Origin of the sequence: Algoriphagus boritolerans DSM 17298 = JCM 18970, from assembly GCF_900108085.1 — a bacterium.
Taxonomy (GTDB): domain Bacteria; phylum Bacteroidota; class Bacteroidia; order Cytophagales; family Cyclobacteriaceae; genus Algoriphagus; species Algoriphagus boritolerans.
The window spans coordinates 48,538-70,814 of the sequence record NZ_FNVR01000011.1; the positions used below are offsets into that span (position 1 = coordinate 48,538).

The 22,277-nt window shown below is 43.5% G+C and carries 16 protein-coding genes; 9 read left to right on the forward strand and 7 right to left on the reverse strand.

Annotated elements, in window-relative coordinates:
• The first annotated feature begins 25 nt into the window (after positions 1-25).
• The gene (locus C4S61_RS11340) at positions 26-655 is read left to right on the forward strand and encodes a histidine phosphatase family protein (protein ID WP_103924918.1); all 630 of its coding nucleotides are present in this window, start codon (positions 26-28) and stop codon (positions 653-655) included.
• Here C4S61_RS11340 and C4S61_RS11345 read toward each other — a convergent pair.
• The 3 genes from C4S61_RS11345 to C4S61_RS11355 form a co-directional block, all read right to left on the reverse strand.
• Positions 633-1,055, reverse strand: coding sequence for a hypothetical protein (locus C4S61_RS11345; protein WP_146064384.1), 423 nt, complete (start codon positions 1,053-1,055; stop codon positions 633-635). The genes C4S61_RS11340 and C4S61_RS11345 overlap by 23 nt on opposite strands.
• A 103-nt stretch (positions 1,056-1,158) precedes the next feature.
• Entirely contained in the window at positions 1,159-1,929 is a 771-nt protein-coding gene (locus tag C4S61_RS11350; RefSeq protein WP_103924920.1) for a zinc ribbon domain-containing protein, read from the reverse strand.
• A 3-nt stretch (positions 1,930-1,932) separates the two neighbouring features.
• A complete protein-coding gene (locus C4S61_RS11355) occupies positions 1,933-3,033 on the reverse strand; it encodes a Nif3-like dinuclear metal center hexameric protein (protein ID WP_103924921.1) in 1,101 nt (366 codons plus the stop codon).
• A 40-nt stretch (positions 3,034-3,073) separates the two neighbouring features.
• Here C4S61_RS11355 and lpxK point away from each other — a divergent pair, with 40 nt between their 5' ends.
• From lpxK to katG, 8 genes are all read left to right on the forward strand, one after another.
• Positions 3,074-4,120: a tetraacyldisaccharide 4'-kinase gene (gene lpxK / locus C4S61_RS11360; protein ID WP_103924922.1), complete on the forward strand. Its 1,047-nt coding sequence runs from the start codon at positions 3,074-3,076 to the stop codon at positions 4,118-4,120.
• Positions 4,117-6,075, forward strand: coding sequence for a putative porin (locus tag C4S61_RS11365; protein WP_317046051.1), 1,959 nt, complete (start codon positions 4,117-4,119; stop codon positions 6,073-6,075). Before lpxK ends, C4S61_RS11365 begins: the two co-directional genes overlap by 4 nt.
• A gap of 299 nt (positions 6,076-6,374) precedes the next feature.
• Entirely contained in the window at positions 6,375-6,986 is a 612-nt protein-coding gene (gene miaE / locus C4S61_RS11370) for a tRNA-(ms[2]io[6]A)-hydroxylase (protein ID WP_200820569.1), read from the forward strand.
• 220 nt (positions 6,987-7,206) lie between these two features.
• Positions 7,207-8,451, forward strand: a complete 1,245-nt coding sequence (locus C4S61_RS11375; RefSeq protein ID WP_103924923.1) for an ABC transporter permease — start codon at positions 7,207-7,209, stop codon at positions 8,449-8,451.
• Between the two features lie 140 nt (positions 8,452-8,591).
• A complete protein-coding gene (locus tag C4S61_RS11380) occupies positions 8,592-10,283 on the forward strand; it encodes a GMC oxidoreductase (RefSeq protein ID WP_103924983.1) in 1,692 nt (563 codons plus the stop codon).
• 53 nt (positions 10,284-10,336) lie between these two features.
• The gene (locus C4S61_RS11385; RefSeq protein WP_103924924.1) at positions 10,337-11,410 is read left to right on the forward strand and encodes an acyl-CoA dehydrogenase family protein; all 1,074 of its coding nucleotides are present in this window, start codon (positions 10,337-10,339) and stop codon (positions 11,408-11,410) included.
• A 170-nt stretch (positions 11,411-11,580) separates the two neighbouring features.
• Positions 11,581-12,891, forward strand: coding sequence for a prolyl oligopeptidase family serine peptidase (locus C4S61_RS11390; protein WP_103924925.1), 1,311 nt, complete (start codon positions 11,581-11,583; stop codon positions 12,889-12,891).
• 250 nt (positions 12,892-13,141) lie between these two features.
• The gene (gene katG, locus C4S61_RS11395) at positions 13,142-15,358 is read left to right on the forward strand and encodes a catalase/peroxidase HPI (protein ID WP_103924926.1); all 2,217 of its coding nucleotides are present in this window, start codon (positions 13,142-13,144) and stop codon (positions 15,356-15,358) included.
• Positions 15,359-15,676: 318 nt separating this feature from the next.
• Here the strand turns inward: katG and C4S61_RS11400 are convergent, their stop codons facing one another.
• From C4S61_RS11400 to C4S61_RS11415, 4 genes are all read right to left on the reverse strand, one after another.
• Entirely contained in the window at positions 15,677-16,072 is a 396-nt protein-coding gene (locus C4S61_RS11400; protein WP_103924927.1) for an OsmC family protein, read from the reverse strand.
• A gap of 1 nt (position 16,073) precedes the next feature.
• Positions 16,074-16,214: a hypothetical protein gene (locus C4S61_RS11405; RefSeq protein WP_200820570.1), complete on the reverse strand. Its 141-nt coding sequence runs from the start codon at positions 16,212-16,214 to the stop codon at positions 16,074-16,076.
• Between the two features lie 252 nt (positions 16,215-16,466).
• Positions 16,467-17,939, reverse strand: coding sequence for an alpha-amylase (locus C4S61_RS11410; RefSeq protein ID WP_103924929.1), 1,473 nt, complete (start codon positions 17,937-17,939; stop codon positions 16,467-16,469).
• Between the two features lie 312 nt (positions 17,940-18,251).
• Positions 18,252-21,542, reverse strand: coding sequence for a sensor histidine kinase (locus C4S61_RS11415; RefSeq protein WP_103924930.1), 3,291 nt, complete (start codon positions 21,540-21,542; stop codon positions 18,252-18,254).
• Between the last annotated feature and the right edge of the window lie 735 nt (positions 21,543-22,277).

Genomic DNA, 22,277 nt, shown 5'->3' on the forward strand with positions numbered 1-22,277 from the left:
GGACTCCGAACAAAAATAGAGAAACTTGAATCGAAAAAAAATTTACATCGTCCGACATGGACAAACTGACTTTAATCTTCAGGGGGTAGTGCAGGGAAGTGGAATCGATGCTCCGATAAATGCGACTGGAAAGGCCCAGGCAGATGCATTTTTTGATTCGTATAAGGAGGTTAAATTTGATCAGATTTATCACACCGCCCTCATCAGGACAAAGCAATCCATTCAGCAGTTTATTGACCTTGGGATTCCAACACGGGCCTTGCCCGAACTCAATGAGATTTCTTGGGGAGATTATGAAGGAACACCCATGACACCCGAGGAGGGACAATATTATCAGCATATGCTGCATCAATGGCAGCAGGGAAATCTTGACTATTCGATCGCAGGTGGAGAGAGTCCCAATAAAGTCGCTGAGCGCATGAAAAAGGGAATCCAACTAATCCTGAATGGTCCCGGTGAAATTATTCTTGTGTGCATGCACGGACGTGCTATGCGAATTTTCCTGAGCTTGATCCTACATTATGATCTGCGATTTATGGATCAGTTTGAGCACAGTAATCTAGGCCTTTACTTACTGGAGCAGCTTTCCGATGAATCGTTTGTAGTGCGGAAATTTAATGACAGGGAACACCTCAGGGCTTTGAGTCAGCTTTAACCGCTTTTGAGGTTTTTTTCTTTGCAGCGACATTGGCCTCGTACATTGCTATGTACTGTTGATGCAGACTTTTATTTTCGGTTAAATCAAAAAGGCGAAAAGCTATGGTTTGAAGTTGGACTTTTCTGCCATCCTCGAGATTTACCAGGAATTCACCCAAAAAGCACTCGTCAAAATCACAGGAAGGAATAGCTATAAGTAGCGCGAGTTCAGAATTTCCGGCATAATATTTTGTGGAATAAAACGAAGAAAATTGTGATTCGATATCCCGAATAGACGTTTTGATTTCTTTTAATTCTTTGCTTTTGAAAAGCACCAAAAAAGTTTTGGATTCTGGATCTTTTGCAAAAACCGAATCACAGCAAAGCATCAAAAACAGAAGAGTTACTAACTTTTTCATGGCTTCCAATATAGCATATATAATTCCTACAAAGCAAGAATGTTTAGCACAAAAAAAATCCCCGAGAAGTTTTCCCCGGGGATTCTTGATGAATTTATCAGAATTAAGCTTTCGCTGTTCTTCGCTTTGTTTTTGCAGTTTCTTCTTCGATTTCGTCTTCGACTCCGGCGAGGATTCTTCCACAATGTTCACAGACGATCAGCTTCTTCTTTTCACGGATATCAGCTTGTCTTTGAGGGGGAACGGTGTTAAAACAACCTCCGCAAGCGCCTCTTTTGACCATTACTACAGCAAGGCCATTTTTGGCATTTGCTCTGATTTTGGTGTATGATTTAGCAAGTCTTTCGTCTACTTTTTTCAACGCCTTTTCTCTGTCAGTCTGAAGTTTTGATTCTTCAGACTCGCTTTCGGAGACGATGGTATCCAGTTCGTTTTTCTTAAGATCAAGATCTTTTTGGCGTTCTTTCATCAGCTCATTCAGCTCGTCCAAGTCAGCCTTTTTCTGGTCGATTTTCATACCAGCTTCGGTTATTTTCTTTTTAGAAACCTGGATTTCAAGATCTTGGAGCTCCAATTCCTTGGTGATGGCGTCGTACTCACGATTGTTTCGCACATTCATCTGCTGCTCCAGATATTTCTTGATCAGCTTTTCGGAATCTTTGATGTTTTCTTTAAAACGTTTGATTTCTTCCTCGAAAGATTCAATTTCGTTCTTGAATTTATCGAGTCTTGTTTCGTAGCCTGCTATCTCATCTTCGAGATCTTGCACTTCTTCAGGAAGGGCTCCTCTTACTTTTATGATGGCATCTAGTCTTGAATCTATAAGTTGAAGGTTGTAGATAGCTTCTAGCTTTTGTGCTACTGTACTTTCCATGTACTATCGGTAGGATGTTGGATTGGTAACTACTTTTGTCAAATAGACTGCAATATTAGGGAAATTTTGTGACAAAAGCTCCCCTAATAATTCTTTTGTAAAAATTTCACTCTCATAGTGCCCGATGTCGCAAAGGATCAATTGATCTTCTGCGTCGAAAAACTCGTGGTATTTCACATCGGAAGTGACAAATACGTCTGCTCCGGCTCGTTTGGCATCAGGTAAAAGAAAAACTCCGGCTCCGCCGCAGACAGCCACTTTGGTGATTTTTCCGGAAATCATTGTAGTATGCTTGATGATCCGGAGATTCATTTTCTCTTTGAGATAATCTAAAAATTCTCCGCTATCCATCGGTTTGGGCATCGTGCCAATCATGCCTGCTCCGACTTCCTGATTTTCGTTTTCCAAGGAAATTAAATAATAGGCCACCTCTTCATAGGGATGGGCTTTTTTCATAGCACTGATCACTTTATTGCTCAGATAGGTCGGGAGGATTACCTCAATTCTGATTTCTTTTTCAAACTGAGGTGTGCCTGGCTTACCAGAATAAGGCTTGGCATTATCCGAAGGGGTGAAAGTACCCATGCCTTCGAGCTGAAACGAACAGTCTTTGTATTCACCGATTTGTCCGGCACCAGCCGCAAATACAGCGTCTAAGACTTCCCCTTTTTTTTCGACTGGAACAAAAAAATCCAATTTGCTCAGGACCTGTTTTTTGGGTTGGAGAATTTTGGTATGGGTGAGCCCAAGTCTTTCGCAGATTCGTTTGTTCACGCCCAATGCTACATGATCCAGATTAGTGTGTATGGCAAAAATAGCAATGTCGTTCTTGATCGCTTTGATGACCGTTCGCTCTACGTAATTTCTTCCGGTTAAGCTTTTTAGGCCTTTAAAAACGATCGGATGGTGGGCAACAATCAGATTTGCACCAAGCTGAATGGCTTCATCCACCACAGCTTCCGTACAATCGAGTGTGCAGACTACACCTTTCAATCCCTCCTTACGATCCCCACAGATCAAAGTCGCATTATCGTAACCTTCCTGATAGGCCGGTGGAGCCAAACGCTCCAGGTAAGAAATCACATCCTGAATCCTGTATCCCATAATTTTTCTTTTCTTTGGTCAAAAATAACAATTCCTGTCGATGACTTGGTACGCCTTCCTTTTAGCCCCCTTTGCGCTGATTTTTCGGGTGATCACCGATGTTAGAAATTTTCTGTTTGACCATAGGATTCTCAAGAGCTATAAATCACCTATTCCATCCCTGATCATAGGCAATCTCAGTGTAGGCGGTACAGGCAAGACTCCCATGGTAGAATTTTTAATCCGAAATCTTGGCAATGATAAAACCATCGCCACGCTCAGTAGAGGGTATGGTAGAAAAACAAAAGGTTTTCTGAAAGCGAATACCCAAAGTACCCCTTTGGAAATCGGCGATGAACCACTTCAGATTTTCCGTAAATTCAAAGAAAAAGTCCCTGTTTTTGTGGGAGAAGATCGGGTCTCCGCGCTGAAAAAAATAGCAGAAATGACCCCCAAGACGGAATTAGTCTTGTTGGATGATGCCTTTCAGCATCGAAAGCTCATAGGGGATTTTTATTGTTTGTTGACGCCTTTCGAAGCCCCGTTTTACAAGGATTTTCTTTTGCCGATGGGAAGATTGAGAGAAAGCCGGGGAGGGGCAAAGCGAGCTGATTTGGTGGTAGTGACGAAATGCCCCACGAATTTGTCTGAAAATCAAAGAGCCGGGAGTTTGTTGGAATTGAAACCCTATATCCAAAAGAGTACGCCTGTGTTTTTTTCACAGATTGGCTATGGAGATCCTTATCCGATTGACCATGAAACACCTTTTTGTGAAAATGTAATTTTGGTCTCAGGATTGGCCAATGATCAACCCTTTCTTGAATACTGTGCCCAAAAGTACGCTGTACAGGAGGTAGTTTCTTTTCCCGATCATCATGACTATGGAGCGAAAGATGGTCACAGGATTTTGAACTTGATGCAAAAACACAAATCCCAAAGTCCCGTTCTACTCACTACAGAAAAAGACGCAATCAAACTTAAATCCTTGGCAAATCAGGGATATTTGGGGGAAATTCCGATTTTTGTGCTTCCTATTGAAGCAGAATTTGATCAAGAAGACAAAGAAATGCTGCTCAGTTACATTCGGAGAAAATTCAAAAAGCAGTGATCAAAAGATTAGTAATTTTTGTGGGGCTTGCTACCTTACTTTCGCTGCAGTGTTTATTTGCGCAACGGCCCATTCCAATGCAGCAGAATACAGGCGGATTTGGTCAAACAACCCGTCCAGCTCGGGAAGTGGTAGAGCAAGAGGATCAGGAAGATACGGACGGAAGAAGGCCCCTCTTGGATGATAGTACGAGGCAAGTATACGGCCCTAAGACCACGCTTTATTTTTTCGAAAAAGACCTCAAACGCAATCGACTTCAACTCTATGAGCAGGATACCCTTCTCCGCAATTTTCACAATTATGATCCGGTAGCAAAGCAAGGCTGGAAGTATCAGGATCTCGGCAACATAGGAAGTGCAGCAAAGCCTGTATTTTATGAAATCCCCGAGGTTATTGGATTGAATTCAGGATTTCATGCCTATGATTTGTACTTCCGTGACCCTGCCAAGCGGAAGTTTTACGACACTAAATCCCCGTTTACGGAAATGGCGGCCTTTTTCGGAGGTGGTCACAGAAATATGCTGGATATTTCTTTTGCCAGGAATGTAAACTCACGATGGAATATCGGGATAGATTATAATACGCTTCGGGTAAGAAAAGCGCTCAATCCCATACGTCGGGATGATAACATGGTGGAGCAAAATGCCTACTCCTTACATACCAATTACCGCTCTGAAAACGGGAAATATTGGCTGTTGGGTTCTTTTTCGAGGATGAGGCATGAGGTTTTTGAAATTGGAGGAATCATTCCGCCTGAGGTTGACACCACCTCGCTTTACTTTACTTACGAGGATGCCAAAGTTTGGCTTCAAAATTCCCGTGCAAGAGACCTGAGACAGGATTATCATCTGTATCATGAATATAAATTGGGAAATGGCCTTCAGATTTATCATACCTTGGATCGAAAAAATCAGAATATAGTTTTCGAGACTGATCTTACATCTTCTGATTCTCTTTTTTTCAACCCAGACCGACTGAATGATCAGCAGGACACTACTCAAAACCGAAGCGATTTTGCGGAGTGGAGAAATGAACTCGGTGTAAAGGGCTCTTACAAGGGATTTTATTACAATGCTTTTACCCGTTTTAGAAATGGGAGGATGATTAGTCCCTTTTTTCCTGATACTAGGGAAGCATTCAATGAGGTCTATATCGGAGGAGAACTGATCGGTCAACTCTCCGAAAAGTGGTCTATCAGCGCCGATGGCGAATACCTGATTCCAGACGCATTCCGAATTCATGGTCTTTTCAAGTCACCCTGGCTGGAACTGGAATATACCAAAGCACTGTATAAGCCCACTTCGATGCAGCAGATTTACTTCGGGAATCACTACCAATGGAATAATGATTTTGATAACATCGGTGTGGATCAGATCAAAGGAAGGGTTATTTTGGACTTTGAAAAGGTCAGTCTGAGACCAAATCTGACGATCAATCGAGTCAACAATTACGTTTTTTTCAATGAAGAACGAATTGCCACACAAGCATCGGGAGAAGCATTTATGCTCATGCCAGGCCTAATTGCCACGGTCCAAATCGGGAAGAAGTTCAAATTGGATGCAGAGGTTGTCTATACAGAAGTAACCGGAGGTGGGGCTGATAATTTCAGGATTCCTCGGTTATTCGGCAACACGAGATTCTATTTTGACAGTCCGATGTTTGACGAAAATGTCTACGTGCAATTGGGAATTGACCTCAGGTATCGGTCGTCTTATTTTGCAGAAGCCTACAATCCTTCCTTTCAGCAATTTCACCTCCAGGACGGCTTTAATGTCTTTGCTTATCCTGTAGCGGATGTTTTTCTTGATTTTAGAATTAATCGGACGAGGGTTTTATTCAAATATAATCACCTGAATTCAGGCTTTATGCAGCAGGATGGGTATTTCGTGACTCCGGATTACACCGGGTATCGCTCCTTTTTGGATCTGGGGATTTCCTGGTATTTGTTTGATTGATAGGAAATATGAGTCGAGCACTGGGACTCTTTTGTTTCCAGAATTCAGATGATGAAATTTTTAAAACAATGAATCTGATTATACGCTATTCTGTCAGTAGACGAATATACCCTTGATTTTGGGCTGGGAGACCGAAGACGGAAGACCGAAGAAGTCCAAGAATTGGCATTTACCAGTTCATTTGAACTTCGAAGTAAGCTACTGGCAAAGTTCCGTATATTCATAATAATGAATAGTGAATGTTGAATTTCGAATACCGAAGAAGATGATTCATTAACTCTTCTAGACTTAATATAAAGATGACTTGGGAGGAAAGTACCAGACAAAAGATGCTTCATCTGAAGCTGCCAACCGATCCGCGCTGGGTAGGGATAGCCGAAATGCAAATTGAGGATATCCTAGTGGATCATGCCTACTGCGAGCAGAAAGCGGCTTCTTCCTGCATTAGTCTGATTCTTAGGTTCAACGATTTGGACGAATTAGTGGATACTTTGACGCCAATTGTGGCAGAGGAATGGGGGCATTTTGAGCGAGTGCTGGAGCAACTCCGAAAGCGAAACATGAAATTTGGCTTTCCCCGAAAGGATGAATATGTCATCAAGCTGAATGAGTTTGTCAAAAAAGGGGGCAACCGATGGCAGCAGCTCACAGAGCAGTTGCTGATGAATGCATTGATCGAAGCCCGAAGTTGCGAGCGGTTTAAGCTTTTGTCAAAAAACATCAAGGATGAGGAGCTCCGGAAATTTTATTATGAACTCATGATCTCAGAGGCAGGCCACTTCGTGACATTCGTTGAGCTGGCCAAAAAATATCAAGATCCGGAGAAAGTAAATTCCCGCTGGAAAGAGTGGCTCGAATATGAAGGACAAGTATTGAAAAATCTGGATGTGAGAGGGGATCGGATGCATTAGCATTTGTAAATTAAATTACTGAATTAGAGTTATTTATATTGTTTTAATAGGATGGTATTTTGAAAGCTAACTCATCCCGAACCTGTGTCCCGAAAACTTCAATATAATTCAGTTGATTGTTAAATTTTCCTCTTCAAATCATCAATTTCGCCGTATTTGCTTATAATTAGGAAAAGCTATTGAGGATTTTTGAATAAGCTGTTCTAAAAACGAACAATCCATGAATTTGATCGAAAATGTCCGCGAGGCACTTAACTCTGTAAAAGTCCACTTGCTTCGTACTGTCCTTACCGGTGCGATTATTGCCATAGGGATTTCCTCTCTGGTAGGAATGTTGACCGCCATAGACGGAATCAAAGCGCAGATAGCTGAAAGTTTTGCGGGATTGGGTGCCAATTCTTTTGATGTCCGAAATAAAGGATTCAGCGGCGGAAGGGTAGTTCAGGAAGGAAAAACCGAAAAAACCTACCCGAGCATCACCTATAAAGAAGCGAAGCAATTCAAAGAAGAATATGCTTCCATAGGGATTGCGACTGTTTTTAACGTCGTAACTGGATCTGCTGAAGTGAAAAGAGGCTCCAAAAAAACCAATCCAAATACCCGAATCCGAGGCGGGGACGAAAATTACCTTTCCATCAAAGCGGTGAAACTTGCAAAAGGCCGAAACTTCAGCAACATGGAAGTACGGTACGGGAATTCAGTTGCCATTATAGGAAAAGAGCTCGAGGAACTTCTTTTTAATTCTGGAGAAGACCCAATTAATCAAAAAATTACCTTTTTGGGTAGGCCATATACGGTCATAGGAGTACTGGACAAACAAGGTGGAGTAGGTCAGGATCAGGGAGCAGATAGACAAATATTGATTCCAATCGAAAACGCCTCCAGATTGGATACTCAGGGGACTTTTAATTATAGAATCACCGGGGTCGCCTCTGATCCGGGTAAAATAGATTATGAAATGGGGCAGGCTATTGGGATCATGCGCAAAATCCGACAGGATCGAGTGGCGCAGGAAGATTCCTTTGAGCTTACCAAAAGTCAATCGGTCGCAGAAAGCCTGGAGGAAGTGGCCGGTTACCTCCGGATCGGTGGGTTTGGAATCGGTTTTATTACCTTATTGGGAGCATCTATTGGATTGATGAATATTATGTTGGTCTCTGTCACCGAGCGAACGAGGGAAATAGGAATCAGAAAAGCGCTTGGTGCCACTCCACTACGTATCCGGCAGCAATTTTTGATAGAAGCAATAGTGATCTGCGTGATTGGGGGGATATTCGGAATGATTTTGGGCATCGGCATTGGAAACATCATTGCCAACTTTATAGGACCTGGGGGATTCTTGGTTCCTTGGCTTTGGATGATCGTTTCTTTCGGAATATGTATAATCGTAGGTTTGTTGGCAGGTTATATTCCGGCTTTCAAAGCAAGCAGACTCGATCCGATTGAGTCACTGAGATACGAGTAGATATTATATTTAGCAATGATTAAATAATCCCAAACTCCGGCCAAAGCCTGGATTTGGGATTTCTTTTTTCTAAAAATTAGGTAAACAGTTTTTTGTTTTTTTTCAAAAAGTCCGGTTGGAATCTTTTATTTTTCCTTCCTATGAATACGCATCAATACGACGCCATTGTGGTCGGTTCCGGAATCTCAGGTGGATGGGCCGCAAAAGAATTGTGTGAAAAAGGTCTGAAAACGCTTGTTCTCGAACGGGGAAGACTAGTCGAACACCTTAAGGATTACCCAACGATGACGGCGGATCCCTGGGACATGCCACACCGCAATCAGATGCCAAGAGAAGACAAGCTTGAAAACCCGGTGGTGAATCGCTGCTATGCCTACAAGGAAGACACGGCCCATTTTTTTGTCAAAGATTCTGAACACCCTTATATTCAGGAGAAACCCTTTGACTGGGTAAGGGGCTATCAGGTAGGAGGTAAGTCATTGATTTGGGCTCGGCAGACACAAAGATGGAGCAAGTACGATTTTGAGGGTCCTGGCAGAGATGGATTTGCGGTAGACTGGCCGATACGGTATGAGGACCTTGCTCCTTGGTACAGTCATGTGGAGCGATTTGTGGGGATTAGCGGAAATTATGATGGCTTGGACACCTTGCCGGATGGGGAGTTTTTACCGGCATGGCAGATGAATTGTGTCGAGAAGGAGATTCAAAAGCGGATTCTTGATGCATACGGAGACCGGAAGTTTATCATTGGGCGATGTGCACATTTGACTCAACCAAATGACGTTCATCTGGCCCAAGGCCGCGGACAATGCATGGCACGTAATCAGTGTTACCGGGGCTGTCCTTTTGGAGGCTATTTCAGTTCTAACTCTTCGACTTTACCTCATGCTGCGAAAACCGGAAACTTTACTCTTAGACCCGATTCTGTGGTTCATTCCTTGATTTGGGATGAGAAAAAGCAAAAGGTTACCGGTGTCAGAGTTATTGATCGAGTGACCAAAGCTGCCACAGAATATTTTGCCAGGGTTATTTTTCTGAATGCATCTGCGCTAAATACAAATTTGATTTTGCTGAATTCCACCTCGGAACGGTTTCCTGAAGGATTGGGGAATGACTCCGGAGTTTTGGGTAAGTATATCGCCTTTCATAATTATCGGGGTTCGATGAGTGCAAGCTTTGAAGGCTTTGAGGATAGCTACTATTCCGGCAGAAGGCCAACAGCGGTGATGCTTCCCAATTTCAGAAATGTGAAAAAGCAAGAGATGGACTTTCAGCGCGGGTACATGAGTTTCTATACCGCAGGACGATCCGGATGGGGAGGCGCTCGGGATATGCCATTTGGAGCACAATTCAAAGAAGCCAACTCCGTGCCCGGGCCATGGTCAGTATATATGATGATGCAGGGAGAGACGATTCCCAAAGAAACCAATCAGGTAACCTTGAGTCCGGACCAAACAGACGAATGGGGAATTCCCTTGCTCAAAATCAATGTGTCCTATGATGAAAACGATGAAAAAATCCTTCAGGATTTTCTTGAGCAGGGTGAAGAAATGCTGACCAAAGCCGGATGCACCAATGTCCGAAAATCAGACAGCGGGCAAGCCCCCGGGTTGGATATTCACGAAATGGGGGGAGTCAGAATGGGCCGAGATCCAAAGACATCTTTATTGAACGGATTTAATCAGATGCATTTAGTCCCAAATGTCTTCGTGACTGATGGAGCTTGTATGACCTCTACCGGTACTCAAAATCCATCCATCACCTACATGGCCTTGACTGCCAGGGCAGTGGATTATGCAGTGAATGAACTTAAAAAAGGCAGTATCCAATGATCCTGCCAGTTCAAAATTCAATACTTTTCTCCAAAAAAACTGTTTAAAATCAAATGACAATTTTCTCTGTTTTTTCAAGCGAATTATCGGCCCAAGCTGAGCAAATCGGTAGACTTCCCCAGGAATGGTTAGAGGTAATCGTTCAGGAAAAATGGTTCAAACTTTTCGTCCCCCAAGATTTAGACGGTTTAGAATTGAATCTACCCCAAGCTTTGAAACTGGAAGAAAAGCTGGCGAGACTCGATGGAAGCCTGGGATGGACTGTCACACTCTGTGCAGGAGCCGGATGGTTTGTGGGATTTTTGGATCCAAAACTCAGTCAGGATATTTTCTCAGACCCAAAGGCTTGCCTGGCGGGTAGTGGTTTTGTTGGGGGTAAGGCCGACTTAAATGAAGGCAGCTACATAGTTTCAGGTTCCTGGACTTACGCCTCGGGAGCCTTGCATGCAACTCATTTTACAGCAAATTGTGAGCTCCTGGAAAATGGTAAACCCGTTTTTGACAAAAAGGGAAATCCGGTAATCAAGGCCTTTATACTCAAGAAGGATGAAGTGGAAATACTCGATGGCTGGAGCTATATGGGGATGGTTGCGACAGGAAGTCATGCATTTAAAACCGAAAACTTGGTAATTCCGCAAAATCGGTCATTTGAAATTTTGCCTGAAAAAGTTTCCCTCCCGGAACCCATCTACCGCTTTCCATTTTTGCAGTTTGCCGAGCTTACTTTGACCGTAAATATTCTGGGCATAACAGAACATTTGGTGGAAATGATCAATGAATCTTTTTGGAAGCGACATGAGTACCGGAAGTTTGGAAAAAAACACCTGCGATACTTTGAGAAAGTATCAGAAAAGCAAAGCAAGAGGCTGAGAACCCTGAAAAAGGAGTTTTACGAACTGGTGGATATCGCCTGGAAGGAAGTGCTGAAATCGGATGCTATTTCGAAGTCCACGCTCAGAAAAGTAAGCCGAACCAGCAGGAAACTCACCCAAACCTGCAGGGAAATTTCCGGCAAGCTGTATCCTTTTGCAGGACTGGAAGCTGCCAAAACCCACACAGAAATGAACCGGGTGTGGCGGGATTTTAATACAGTAAGTCAGCATGCACTGCTTGTATTTCCATTTTGATCACAGAGGGACCCTTAACTATACTTCCCTTAATAAAGTGAACGCTTCTTGACTAATTTTTGGCTTTAGCCTGTTTTTAAATCCATTCAAATAATTTGTCTATCAAAATGCGTTCGATTGATTAACTTTTCAAAAGTTATATTTCGTCAAAAACCCAAAAAATCAAACCTATGAAAAAGTACTATTGCCTGTTTTTATCCCTCCTTCTGTTTTCTTCATTTCCGGCAAATGCAAAAACATTCCCGGATCGTTTACATGAGGAAAAAACACCACTTTCAGCGGGAGATTATACGCTTGTAATTGAAGGGTTTGACTGGGGGCCTGCTGTGAATAAGGTCATTCTTAGTCTTGGAGAAACGGTCACGGAGACCAACCCAACAGAGTTTGTGGTTTATGCTTCCCGCTCATCCAGCGATGGAGAAATTTCACCCACAACTGCCTCGGGACAGCGGTCGGTCGTTTATTCCTACCTATCTGATGCGAAAGGCAACCGAACTGAGACCGGGGAATTCGTGACACTCGTACTTGCTGTGAGTCCTGTTCAGGCTATCGGATCGCCAATTCAATATTTTCGATCCAAAGGAAATGTATGGATCGACTACAAGCTAACCGTAGTTCAGACCTCCTCCGGAAAAGTCTGGAATACCGAAAAAGGGCGAATCATGCCCTTAGTAGATCAGTTTGACCTTAATGGTAAGTTCAAGCACAGTGAAACGCTCACGTTATCCTATGCCAGCTATGCACCAAAATCAGTCAGTGAAAATGCTCCCCTGATCATTTGGCTGCATGGAGGTGGAGAGGGAGGCACTGATCCGACGATCCCACTTCTCGGAAACCGAGCAGCAAATTATGCCTCATCAGAAATTCAGCAGTTTTTTGGCGATGGGGCATACGTGTTGGTTCCTCAAGCTCCGACTTTTTGGATGCAGGGAGAAAATGGAATGACCCGAGGTCAAACCAACGATATCTACAATGTGGCACTGATGGCTTTGATTCAGGATTTCGTCAAATCCAATCCCAAAATCGATCCGAAAAGAATTTATGTAGGAGGTTGCTCCAATGGTGGCTATATGTCATTAAAGCTGATTTTGGAGCATCCTGATTATTTTGCAGCGGGGTATATTTCCGCTTTGGCCTACAACAATGAATTCATCACCGACACCCAGGTCCAATCGATCAAGAATGTGCCCATTTGGTTTGTTCACTCCAAAGACGATTCGACCACAAAACCAGATGAAACGGTAGTTCCCCTATACAAGCGACTTAAAGAAGCTGGCGCAAAAAACGTCCATTTCAGTTATTATGACCACGTTACTGACATTACCGGATTTTATGGTGGAAAAGATTATCACTATCCTGGTCACTGGTCTTGGATCTACTCGCATGCCAATGTAGCCCGAACGGATTTTGACGGTTCGCCTGTTTATGTTGACGGGAGACCTGTCAGCATCATGGAGTGGATGGCTATACAGAAAAAGTAGGGTACAATTTGGAGATTTTAAAAATTAATTTTCATCTAGAAACTGCCTGCAAGACTGTTTTATTGTCAGAATGATTCCCTGCTGGGATCAAAGTTCCCCGAGCGGATGACACCTGTGGCATGTCGGAATGACTTAGACTGGCTCGATTTCATGACAAGAGTCATAGTTTTTATCAATGAAAAAATAATTACTATAAAGATTCTTTTTGGTAAATTCGTACTCTAGTTTAAATCAATAAACCAATAATATTATGAGTTCATACGATATGAATGAAGGAGACATCAGCAAATGTCCCTTTCATAATGGTCAGCTCTCTCAAGCAGCAGGAGCAGGACCAAGGAACCGTGACTGGTGGCCAAACCAGTTGAATCTGACTATTTTGCGGCAGCACTCGGAACTTTCCAATCCAATGGAAAAGGACTTCAACTATGCCGAGGCATTCAAATCCTTGGATCTGGCAGAGGTGAAAAAAGACATTGCAGATTTACTTCAAACCTCTCAGGACTGGTGGCCTGCTGATTACGGTCATTATGGTCCTTTCATGATCCGAATGGCTTGGCACAGTGCAGGTACATACCGTGTTCAGGACGGTCGTGGAGGAGCAGGATTCGGAACGCAACGTTTTGCTCCGCTGAATAGCTGGCCGGATAATGCCAATCTGGATAAAGCCAGATTTTTGCTTTGGCCAGTAAAGAAAAAATACGGAAAGAAACTTTCTTGGGCAGATTTGATGATCCTTACGGGAAATGTCGCTCTGGAAACAATGGGTTTTAAAACCTATGGCTTTGCAGGTGGTCGAGCAGACGTTTGGGAGCCGGCAGAGGATATTTACTGGGGTTCTGAAACTCAGTGGATGGGCGATGACAAGCGCTACACAGGCAAACGCGAACTGGAGCAGCCTTTGGCAGCATCTCACATGGGATTGATCTATGTGAATCCGGAGGGACCTCAGGGTAAGCCTGATCCTGTGGCTGCAGCGCATGACATCCGCGAGACTTTCGGCAGAATGGCTATGAATGATTACGAGACAGTAGCGCTAATCGCCGGAGGACATACTTTTGGGAAAACTCACGGTGCAGCTGATCCTACCAAATTTGTTGGGCCTGAGCCTGAAGGCGCAAGCATCGAAGAAATGGGCTTGGGCTGGAAAAATGCTTACGGCTCAGGTAAAGGTGCAGATACCATCACTTCCGGTTTGGAAGGTGCCTGGACTTCTACACCGGCCAAGTGGGGTCATGATTACTTTAAGTTCCTCTTTGAATACGATTGGGAATTGGTCAAAAGCCCTGGTGGAGCTTTTCAGTACGAAGCTAAAAATGCCGAAGCTATCATCCCTGATGCACACATTCCGGGCAAATTCCATAAGCCATTCATGTTGACCACTGATTTGTCGATGCGTTTTGACCCTGAATACGAAAAAGTCTCCAGACATTTCTATGAAAACCCTGAAGAGTTTGCCGATGCTTTTGCAAAAGCATGGTTCAAACTGACTCACCGGGATATGGGTCCAAAATCAAGATATTTAGGTCCTGAAGTTCCTGCAGAAGATTTGATCTGGCAGGATCCAATTCCCGCAGTAAATCACAAATTGGTAGATGCAGCGGACATTGCAGGCTTGAAAGCCAATATTTTGGCATCCGGTCTGTCCGTTTCTGAACTTGTTTCCACTGCTTGGGCTTCGGCCTCCACATTCAGAGGATCAGATAAGCGAGGAGGTGCAAATGGTGCCCGTATTCGCCTGAGTCCAATGAAAAACTGGGAAGCAAACAACCCCGCTCAGTTATCCAAAGTATTGGGCGTTTTGGAAAGCATCCAGGAAGAATTTAACAGCACGGCAGCAGATAGCAAAAAGGTTTCTTTGGCAGATCTGATTGTTTTGGGTGGTTGCGCAGCCATCGAAAAGGCAGCCAAAGCTGCTGGATTTGACGTAACAGTTCCATTTACTCCAGGTAGAATGGATGCCTCTCAGGAAGATACTGAGGTCGATTCTTTCGCGTTCTTGGAACCAAAAGCTGACGGTTTCCGCAATTACTTCAACGGCAAGATTAGGGCTTCTGCTGAAGAAATGCTCATAGACAAGGCGCAGTTGCTCAACCTAACAGCTCCAGAAATGACCGTTTTGGTGGGTGGAATGAGAGTATTGAATGCTAACTTCGACAAATCTAAGCATGGCGTATTTACGCACAATCCTGAGACCTTGACCAATGATTACTTCCAGAATCTACTCGATATGGGGACTACCTGGAGAGCGACGTCAGATGCTCAGAACGTGTTCGTGGGAAGCGATCGCAACACAGGCGAGCCAAAATGGACTGCAACTCGGGTCGATCTGATCTTTGGTTCCAACTCAGAATTGAGAGCTGTTTCGGAGGTTTATGCCTGCGAGGACGGACAGGAGAAGTTTGTAAATGACTTCGTCAAAGCTTGGGACAAAGTGATGAATCTCGACCGATTTGATTTAGTTTAAAAGTAAAAGTTGTTAGCACTGAGAAAAGCGGTTTCGAAAGGGACCGCTTTTCTGTTTTTAGTTGGAAAGGCTCGAGGGCGAAAAAAACAATTAGTGTATCCGTACTGATGCACGTTAACTAGATTTGGGGAATTTTGTACGCGGATATACATCCACAGACGACTGTCAACAGCAAATTCAACTGGAACTCAATCCTACCATTATTTGGGTACGTGCAGCTTATCGAATACACCTTAAAAATAACCAGGAATTGGCTGCCTCATCGACATTCAAAACTGCCACACTGAAAACGTTCATGATTCCTGCGGTAAATTCTTGCTAGACAAGCTCGGTATGTATGGCAATCGTGCCACTTAGGATCTTATGAACCGGACAGACCTTGGCGATGGCGAGTAGGCGGTCTCTTTGGGTTTGATCCAGTTTTCCCAGGAGTTCAATACTACGATGAAATTCTGTCCGGTTTTCAGTTCGGTTTACTTCCAGACTGATTTCTAATCTGACTTCTTCCAAATCCCAACCTTTGCGGTCTGCATACATTCGAAGCGTTGCACTTGTGCAGGCAGCAAGTGATGATGCGAGTAGTTCTGAAGGCGAAAAGCCTAAATTCTTTCCTCCAACACTTTCAGGTTCATCGGAAATCAACACATTCCCTGACGGGGAATGAATCTCGGTTTTGTAGGCCTCTCTTTTTATGCTCGCCGATATCTGCGCCATGTTATTTTTTGGTTAAGGTAGGATAAGGAACAAACTCTTCTTCGTCACCGGGAATTTTATCAAATTCCTGTGCTTTCAACTTTTCTTTGGGCAAAGCAACCCAAATCTGAAGTCCGTGCATCAGCTTCTCTGAGTCTCGCAAGTGATCGGGAGTTTGCAATGAAAATCGGAGTATTAGCTTGGAAATACCAGAAGGGCTACACTTTATTCTGATCATAAACTATTCTGGCAGTACACGAATATACCCTTGATTTTGGGCTGGGAGAACGAAGTCGGAAGACCGAAGAAGTCCAAGAATTGGCATCCCCTAATTCATTTTAACTTCGAAGTAAACTACTGGCAAAATTCCGTATATCCATACACTTTATTCAAGAAATTCAGTGAAAATCACTAGTTATCTGGGTAGCCAAACTGAAACTGATCCCGCATTGCATCTGAACTCCCCCCAACCCGATTCATTAGTCCAAATTTCCTCCTGAATTTGTCCGGTATGGTCGTAGTATTGGGTGTTTGGAGCTCCGGTTTCCATGTGCTTCGAGGCATTATCACCTGAACTTAGCAATACAGCCATTCCCGAAGGGTTTCGCTCATTGCTTACTCTAGTCCATCCAATGCAGGAAGGATCGTCTAAGTATTCATATTGTGGGCCATAGCAGAAGGTCTTCCTTGCGTACAAAAGGCCATTTATAAGTTCGTGATAGCTATCCATCCAGATCTCATAGTCCTGTCCGTCTTTTCCTTTGTCTGAATAGTGCGCACCGTAATAATCGGCTGCAAATACACAGGGATAGCCTGACTGTCTCAGCAGAATCAGGGCATAGGCCAAGGGTTTAAACCACTTTTCTACCACAGATTCCAATTCCTGCAGGGGTTGGGTATCGTGATTACTGACAAATGTCACCGCCAAGTCAGGATGATCTTTGACCAGTGTCGTATCAAAAATAGTCCGCAAGTCAAAGGAAGAACCTTCCTTGCTTGCTTTGGAAAAATTGAAATGAAGATTGACGTCGAATAGCATCATGTCCCCCTTTGTCACTTCGATAAAATGCTGAATAGCTTCACTATGGCCTGTCCAATATTCGCTGACCACAACTAGATTTTGCTTGTATTTTTCGCGCAAATGCCTGATCCAATCCAGCATAAAATCAAATTCCAGATGCTTCATCGCATCAAAGCGGAATCCGTTGACTCCTGTGGTCTCCAAGTACCACTCTCCCCAGTAAAATAACTCATGCCTGACATCCGGATTTTTGGTGTCCACATTGCACCCCATCAAGTAATCTACCGAGCCCTCTGCCAGGTCATCCTCTCCGAATGATTTTCCGTCGAAAAGGAATACCGCCTCCATTTCCTGATTGTACATGTTTCGATCTGTTGCCGAAAAATGCCACCAATGCCACTGCAGTTCGGAGTATTTCCCCTTTCTGCCCGGAAAGGTGAAATGCGTCCAAGCCATAATTTCCTGCTTTTCCCCAATGGGCTCCCGGTGGTTATTGGCATTAAATGGAGTGGCCAAAAACTTTTCCTCCTCATCTCCGCCCATTTTATGATTGAAAACAATATCGGCATAGACTTGAATCCCGGATGCTTGAGCAGTTTTGATCGCCTTGAGGTACTCGTCCCGGGTTCCGTATTTGGTTCGTACGGTTCCCTTTTGATCAAATTCCCCAAGGTCAAAAAGATCATACACCCCATATCCCGTATCGTAACCTCCATTGGCACCCTTGTAAGCCGGCGGCAACCAAAGAGCCGAAATACCGGCTTCTGACAGAGATTGGGCGCTTTCAGTTAATTGATTCCAGAGCTTACCATCATCGGGGGTATACCAATGAAAGAATTGCATCATTACTCCGTTTTGCACAGCCATGTTTTTTTTGGATAAAAGTTTATTTCGCCTTGACCAAGATTTGATGCCTAAAAGCAAAAAGTCAGATCTGCGCTATTATTTGTAATAGTAGTTAAAATTGTTCAGAAGGATTCGGTAGGAATTCAACTTGAAAAGCGATAGAAATCGAGCATGACTAAAAAGTCACACACTGGAATGCTCCGATAACTATCGGGGAAAACTTGCGAGATTCCATCTGACTATTGAAAAAAAAATTATAATCATTTGAAATTAAACGTTATTGGATCTGGAACAATCGGGATATTGGTGCAGAGGATAGGGGATAAATTTTTTTCAAACTACCACTTCTTCATAAATATATTGGCTTAAAGAAAAGTGAAAAGTGCTTCCTTTTCCGGGGCTGCTTTCAGCCCAGATTTCTCCTTCATGTTTTTCCACGATTTCCTGGCACAATACCAATCCCAATCCTGTACCTAATTCACCCATGGTGCCGGCTTGTTGTTCGCTTGATTTTGAGAATAGCCGGTCAAGGGTGGCTTTTTCCATCCCAACCCCAAAGTCCCTCACAGAGGTGACCACCTCACCTGATTTGGTGCTAACCTTGATTTCTATTTTGGAATTTTTGTCTGAAAACTTGATCGCATTGGAAACCAGGTTTCTGATCACTGTGAGGATCATGTTTTGGTCAGCATTGACGAATACCTGTTCGGGACAGATTTTTTCAAGCTTGACATCTTTGTAGTCTGCCTGAGCCGATACCATGTTGATCGCTGTGTCTATCAGCTGATTGAGATCGATCACTTCGGGTTTCACCTCAAATAGCTGTGTTTCTTTGATTGCCCATTGTAATAGGTTTTCCAAAAGATTATGGGTGTTTCGGGAGACATTCAAGAGGTAACGGATATTTTCAAGATGCTCCGAGTTTTGGGTGTTCTTAAATTCGTCCTCCAGCAGTTCCATATATCCGATAATTGAGAAAAACGGATTCCTCAAATCATGGCCGATAATGCAGAGCAGTTTGTCCTTTTCATCGATGTGTTTTTTCAAATTGGTATTAGCTTGCCGAAGTAAGGTAGTCCGCTCTGCCACTGTCTTTTCCAGCTGTTTGTTTTGCAGCTTGATTACGCGGATTCGCAGGGTATAGGCCAAAAATAAAAGGCCGATTACCAACAAAGTAGCCAAGACAATAAACCAAGCCGTCCGCCAAAAGGGAGGGGTGATGATTACGACCAATGAAGTACCTTGTTGATTCCAGACGCCATCACTGTTGGCGGCCTTGACGCGGAATACATAGGTTCCGGGGTTGAGATTGGTATAGGTAGCATTGTGCTGAGTACCCACATAATTCCAATCCGCCTCAAATCCTTCGAGGAAATAGGCGTATTGGATACGGTCCGGTTGAGTATAGTCCAAGGCTATAAAGTCGAAAGTGAATACGTTTTCCTTGGACGATAGGGTTAGCGTATCGGTAGCAGAAAGGTGCTTTTTCAATGGGGAATCAGGCTCATGGAAGTTTACAGATTGGTTAAAAAGCTTCAAATCCGTCAAATACACTTCCGGAGCATTGGGGTTGGCCTGCAAGCGATCGGGATGGAAAAGATTAAATCCATTCATTCCTCCAAAAAGTAGTTCTCCTTTGCTTGTTTTCAGTACTGCATACCTCGAAAATTCATTTCCCTGCATTCCATCATACTTATCATAAGTGGTAAATACCTGAAGGTTTACGTCAAATTTGGCTATTCCCTTGATCGTACCAATCCATAAATTACCACGTTCGTCTTCCACGATGGAGGTAATTTCGTCTATCGGCAATCCGTCTTTTTGCCTATAGTTGATGAAATCGTCAGTTCCGGGACGATACCGGGATAGTCCTCTATCACTTGCTATCCAGATGTTGCCCAATCGATCTTCAGTGATCTGTCGGATGGAATTACCCGGAATGCTGTTTGAGTCCGATTCTGAAGGCTGATAGACTTTGAATTTTCCGGCGTCTTTGTCCGTGGACCGGATTAGGTTCAGCCCGGCATGAGTTCCAATCCACAGGTTTCTTTTGCTATCCTCAAAGATTCGGATAGGCAAGTTGGAAGAGAGACTCTCGGAGTCTCCCTCCACTTGTTGAAACAATTTTAACTCCCTGCTCTTTTTGTCATAGCGGTACAGCCCCTCCTCAAGGGCAGCAATCCAAATGTATTTTTCGTCAAAATGCGCGTCAAAGACGTGTTTTATGGGATACTTGTCATTCTTTATCCAATCCTGAAATCGGACAAAAGTCCCTGTCCGCTCATTCTCCAAAACAGCTAGCCCACCTGCCCAGGTTCCTACCCAAAGTTTTCCCTCCAAGTCCTCATTCAGGCTGATTACCGCATTTGAACCTATGGATTTGGGGTTTTTGGAATCGCTCTGATAGTTTTTAAAAGTGCTTTTGCTCCGATCAAAATAATTCAGTCCACCTCCATCCGTAGCGATCCAGATATTCCCATCTTTCGATTCCAGAAAATCCCGGATGATATTATTATTCAGACTCTCCGGATCCAAGGGGTTTTTGAAATAATGGGCAAACTTCGATGCAAAAGGATCTGCAAGATTGATTCCGGATTGTGCTGTTCCGATCCAATACCTGTCCTGATCGTCCTGATAAATATTCCAAATGGAATTGTGTGTGAGGCTGTTGGGGTTTTTAGGATCATGGAGATACCGGTAAAAACCGTCTTTCTCTTCACTATACAGGTGCAGCCCGCCGTTTTCATTGCAGGCCCACAGGTTGCCTTTTCGATCCAGGTAAAGTTTGTAGATGGAATTGTTATAAAGGCTTAGGTCATTATCAGGTTCGTTTTGATACTTTATAAATCGGGCGTTACCTGGAGTGACCACCAGTCTGTTGATTCCTTCGCTCCGTGTTCCTGCCCAGAGTGTGCCGTCCTTATCCAAGGCCACTGATTTTACATTGTCAGAGCTGATGGATTGAGGGTCTCGGGGGTCATGGCGAAAGGAGACAGCTTCGCCCGTGACCGTATTCAGCTTGATTAGGCCCTTGCTTACTGTCCCAATCCAAAGAATCCCCCCTTTGTCGGCTACCAATGAATTGACTGATTCGAATTCACCCATTTTGTAAGGTAAAAACTGTTGCTTCGTCCGGTCAAAGTAGAAAAGACCAGATCCGATACTGGATACCCACAGCTTGCCCTGATCATCTTCTAGGATGCTATTGACCAAATTATTTTCTCCGCCTCGTAGGTTGTTCTCAGTCTGTAAATCAAATCGGATAAAATCATCCGTTTCATTGCGGTAAAGTGCTACACCACTTCCGGTTCCTACCCAAAGTTGATTTTGACTGTCTTCGAAGAGCGCCCCGATGAAATTGTCATTGATGCTGTTGGAAAGGGAGGAGGAGGTATAAACCTGAAAGTTTTGACCGTCATATCGATGAAGGCCACTGTAGGTCCCCGCCCAGATAAATCCCCGGTGATCTTGGGTGATGGTGGACACCCGACTGTTGAGGAGTCCTTCGAAGATCCGTTGAAACTTCAGCTCCGGTTTAGCTTCTTCTTTTTGAGTCTGGGCCTGAACCAAAGACAAAGACAGCAAAACCAGCAAAGTCCAGCTAATAAAAGACAATTTGGTCATTTTGGGCAAATTTTGAATTCATGCTGATAGCCACCAAAAGCTGTCAGATTTCGGAATCAAGCATGGCTCGTAGGAAGGTTTAATCAGGGTAAATTAAGCAACACTTCCTCCAGCAGCTTTGTAATCAGACGAATATATGGGTTAAAAAGTCTTTAACCTAGTGCCGGTTAATTCCGCAAAACTCCAATTGAACCAGCTTTTATGCACAATTTTTTCTTCTTTAAGTGCTATCAAAGAATCTACTCAGGAATAGTTTAACGCCGTGTTTTTATAAATAACTGCTAAAAAAATATTGTAAAAAACATTTGTATGCTTGTATGTGGAATTGGGCTAATTCGTCCACAAGATTAGCACAAGCAATAAAATAAGATGAATTGATCTTTTTTTTGAACGCTAAAAAATGAAACTGATCATGGATTTTTTTAAGAATCTTTTAAAATGCAGCATTATGTAAATGAGTGGGGTTTTGGCTGAAAAATCTTGGTAACGCCATACAAGGGAGTAAAATTGCACTTAGCATAAACCGAACTTCAAAGCCTATAGAGATAGACTAAGTCTAGTGCTGAATTTCTCAAAATCTTTCGGTAGGAACACCTGGTTGGTAGCTAAAATGGTAATTAAGGTTGGATTCATTCCGTAAGAATGATTGGTGAACATTGTTAGCAATTGTTTACACGAGGCGTTCCGCTGGAACGCTCGATAGCACATCAAAGAGATGGATGTTACCAACCAGAT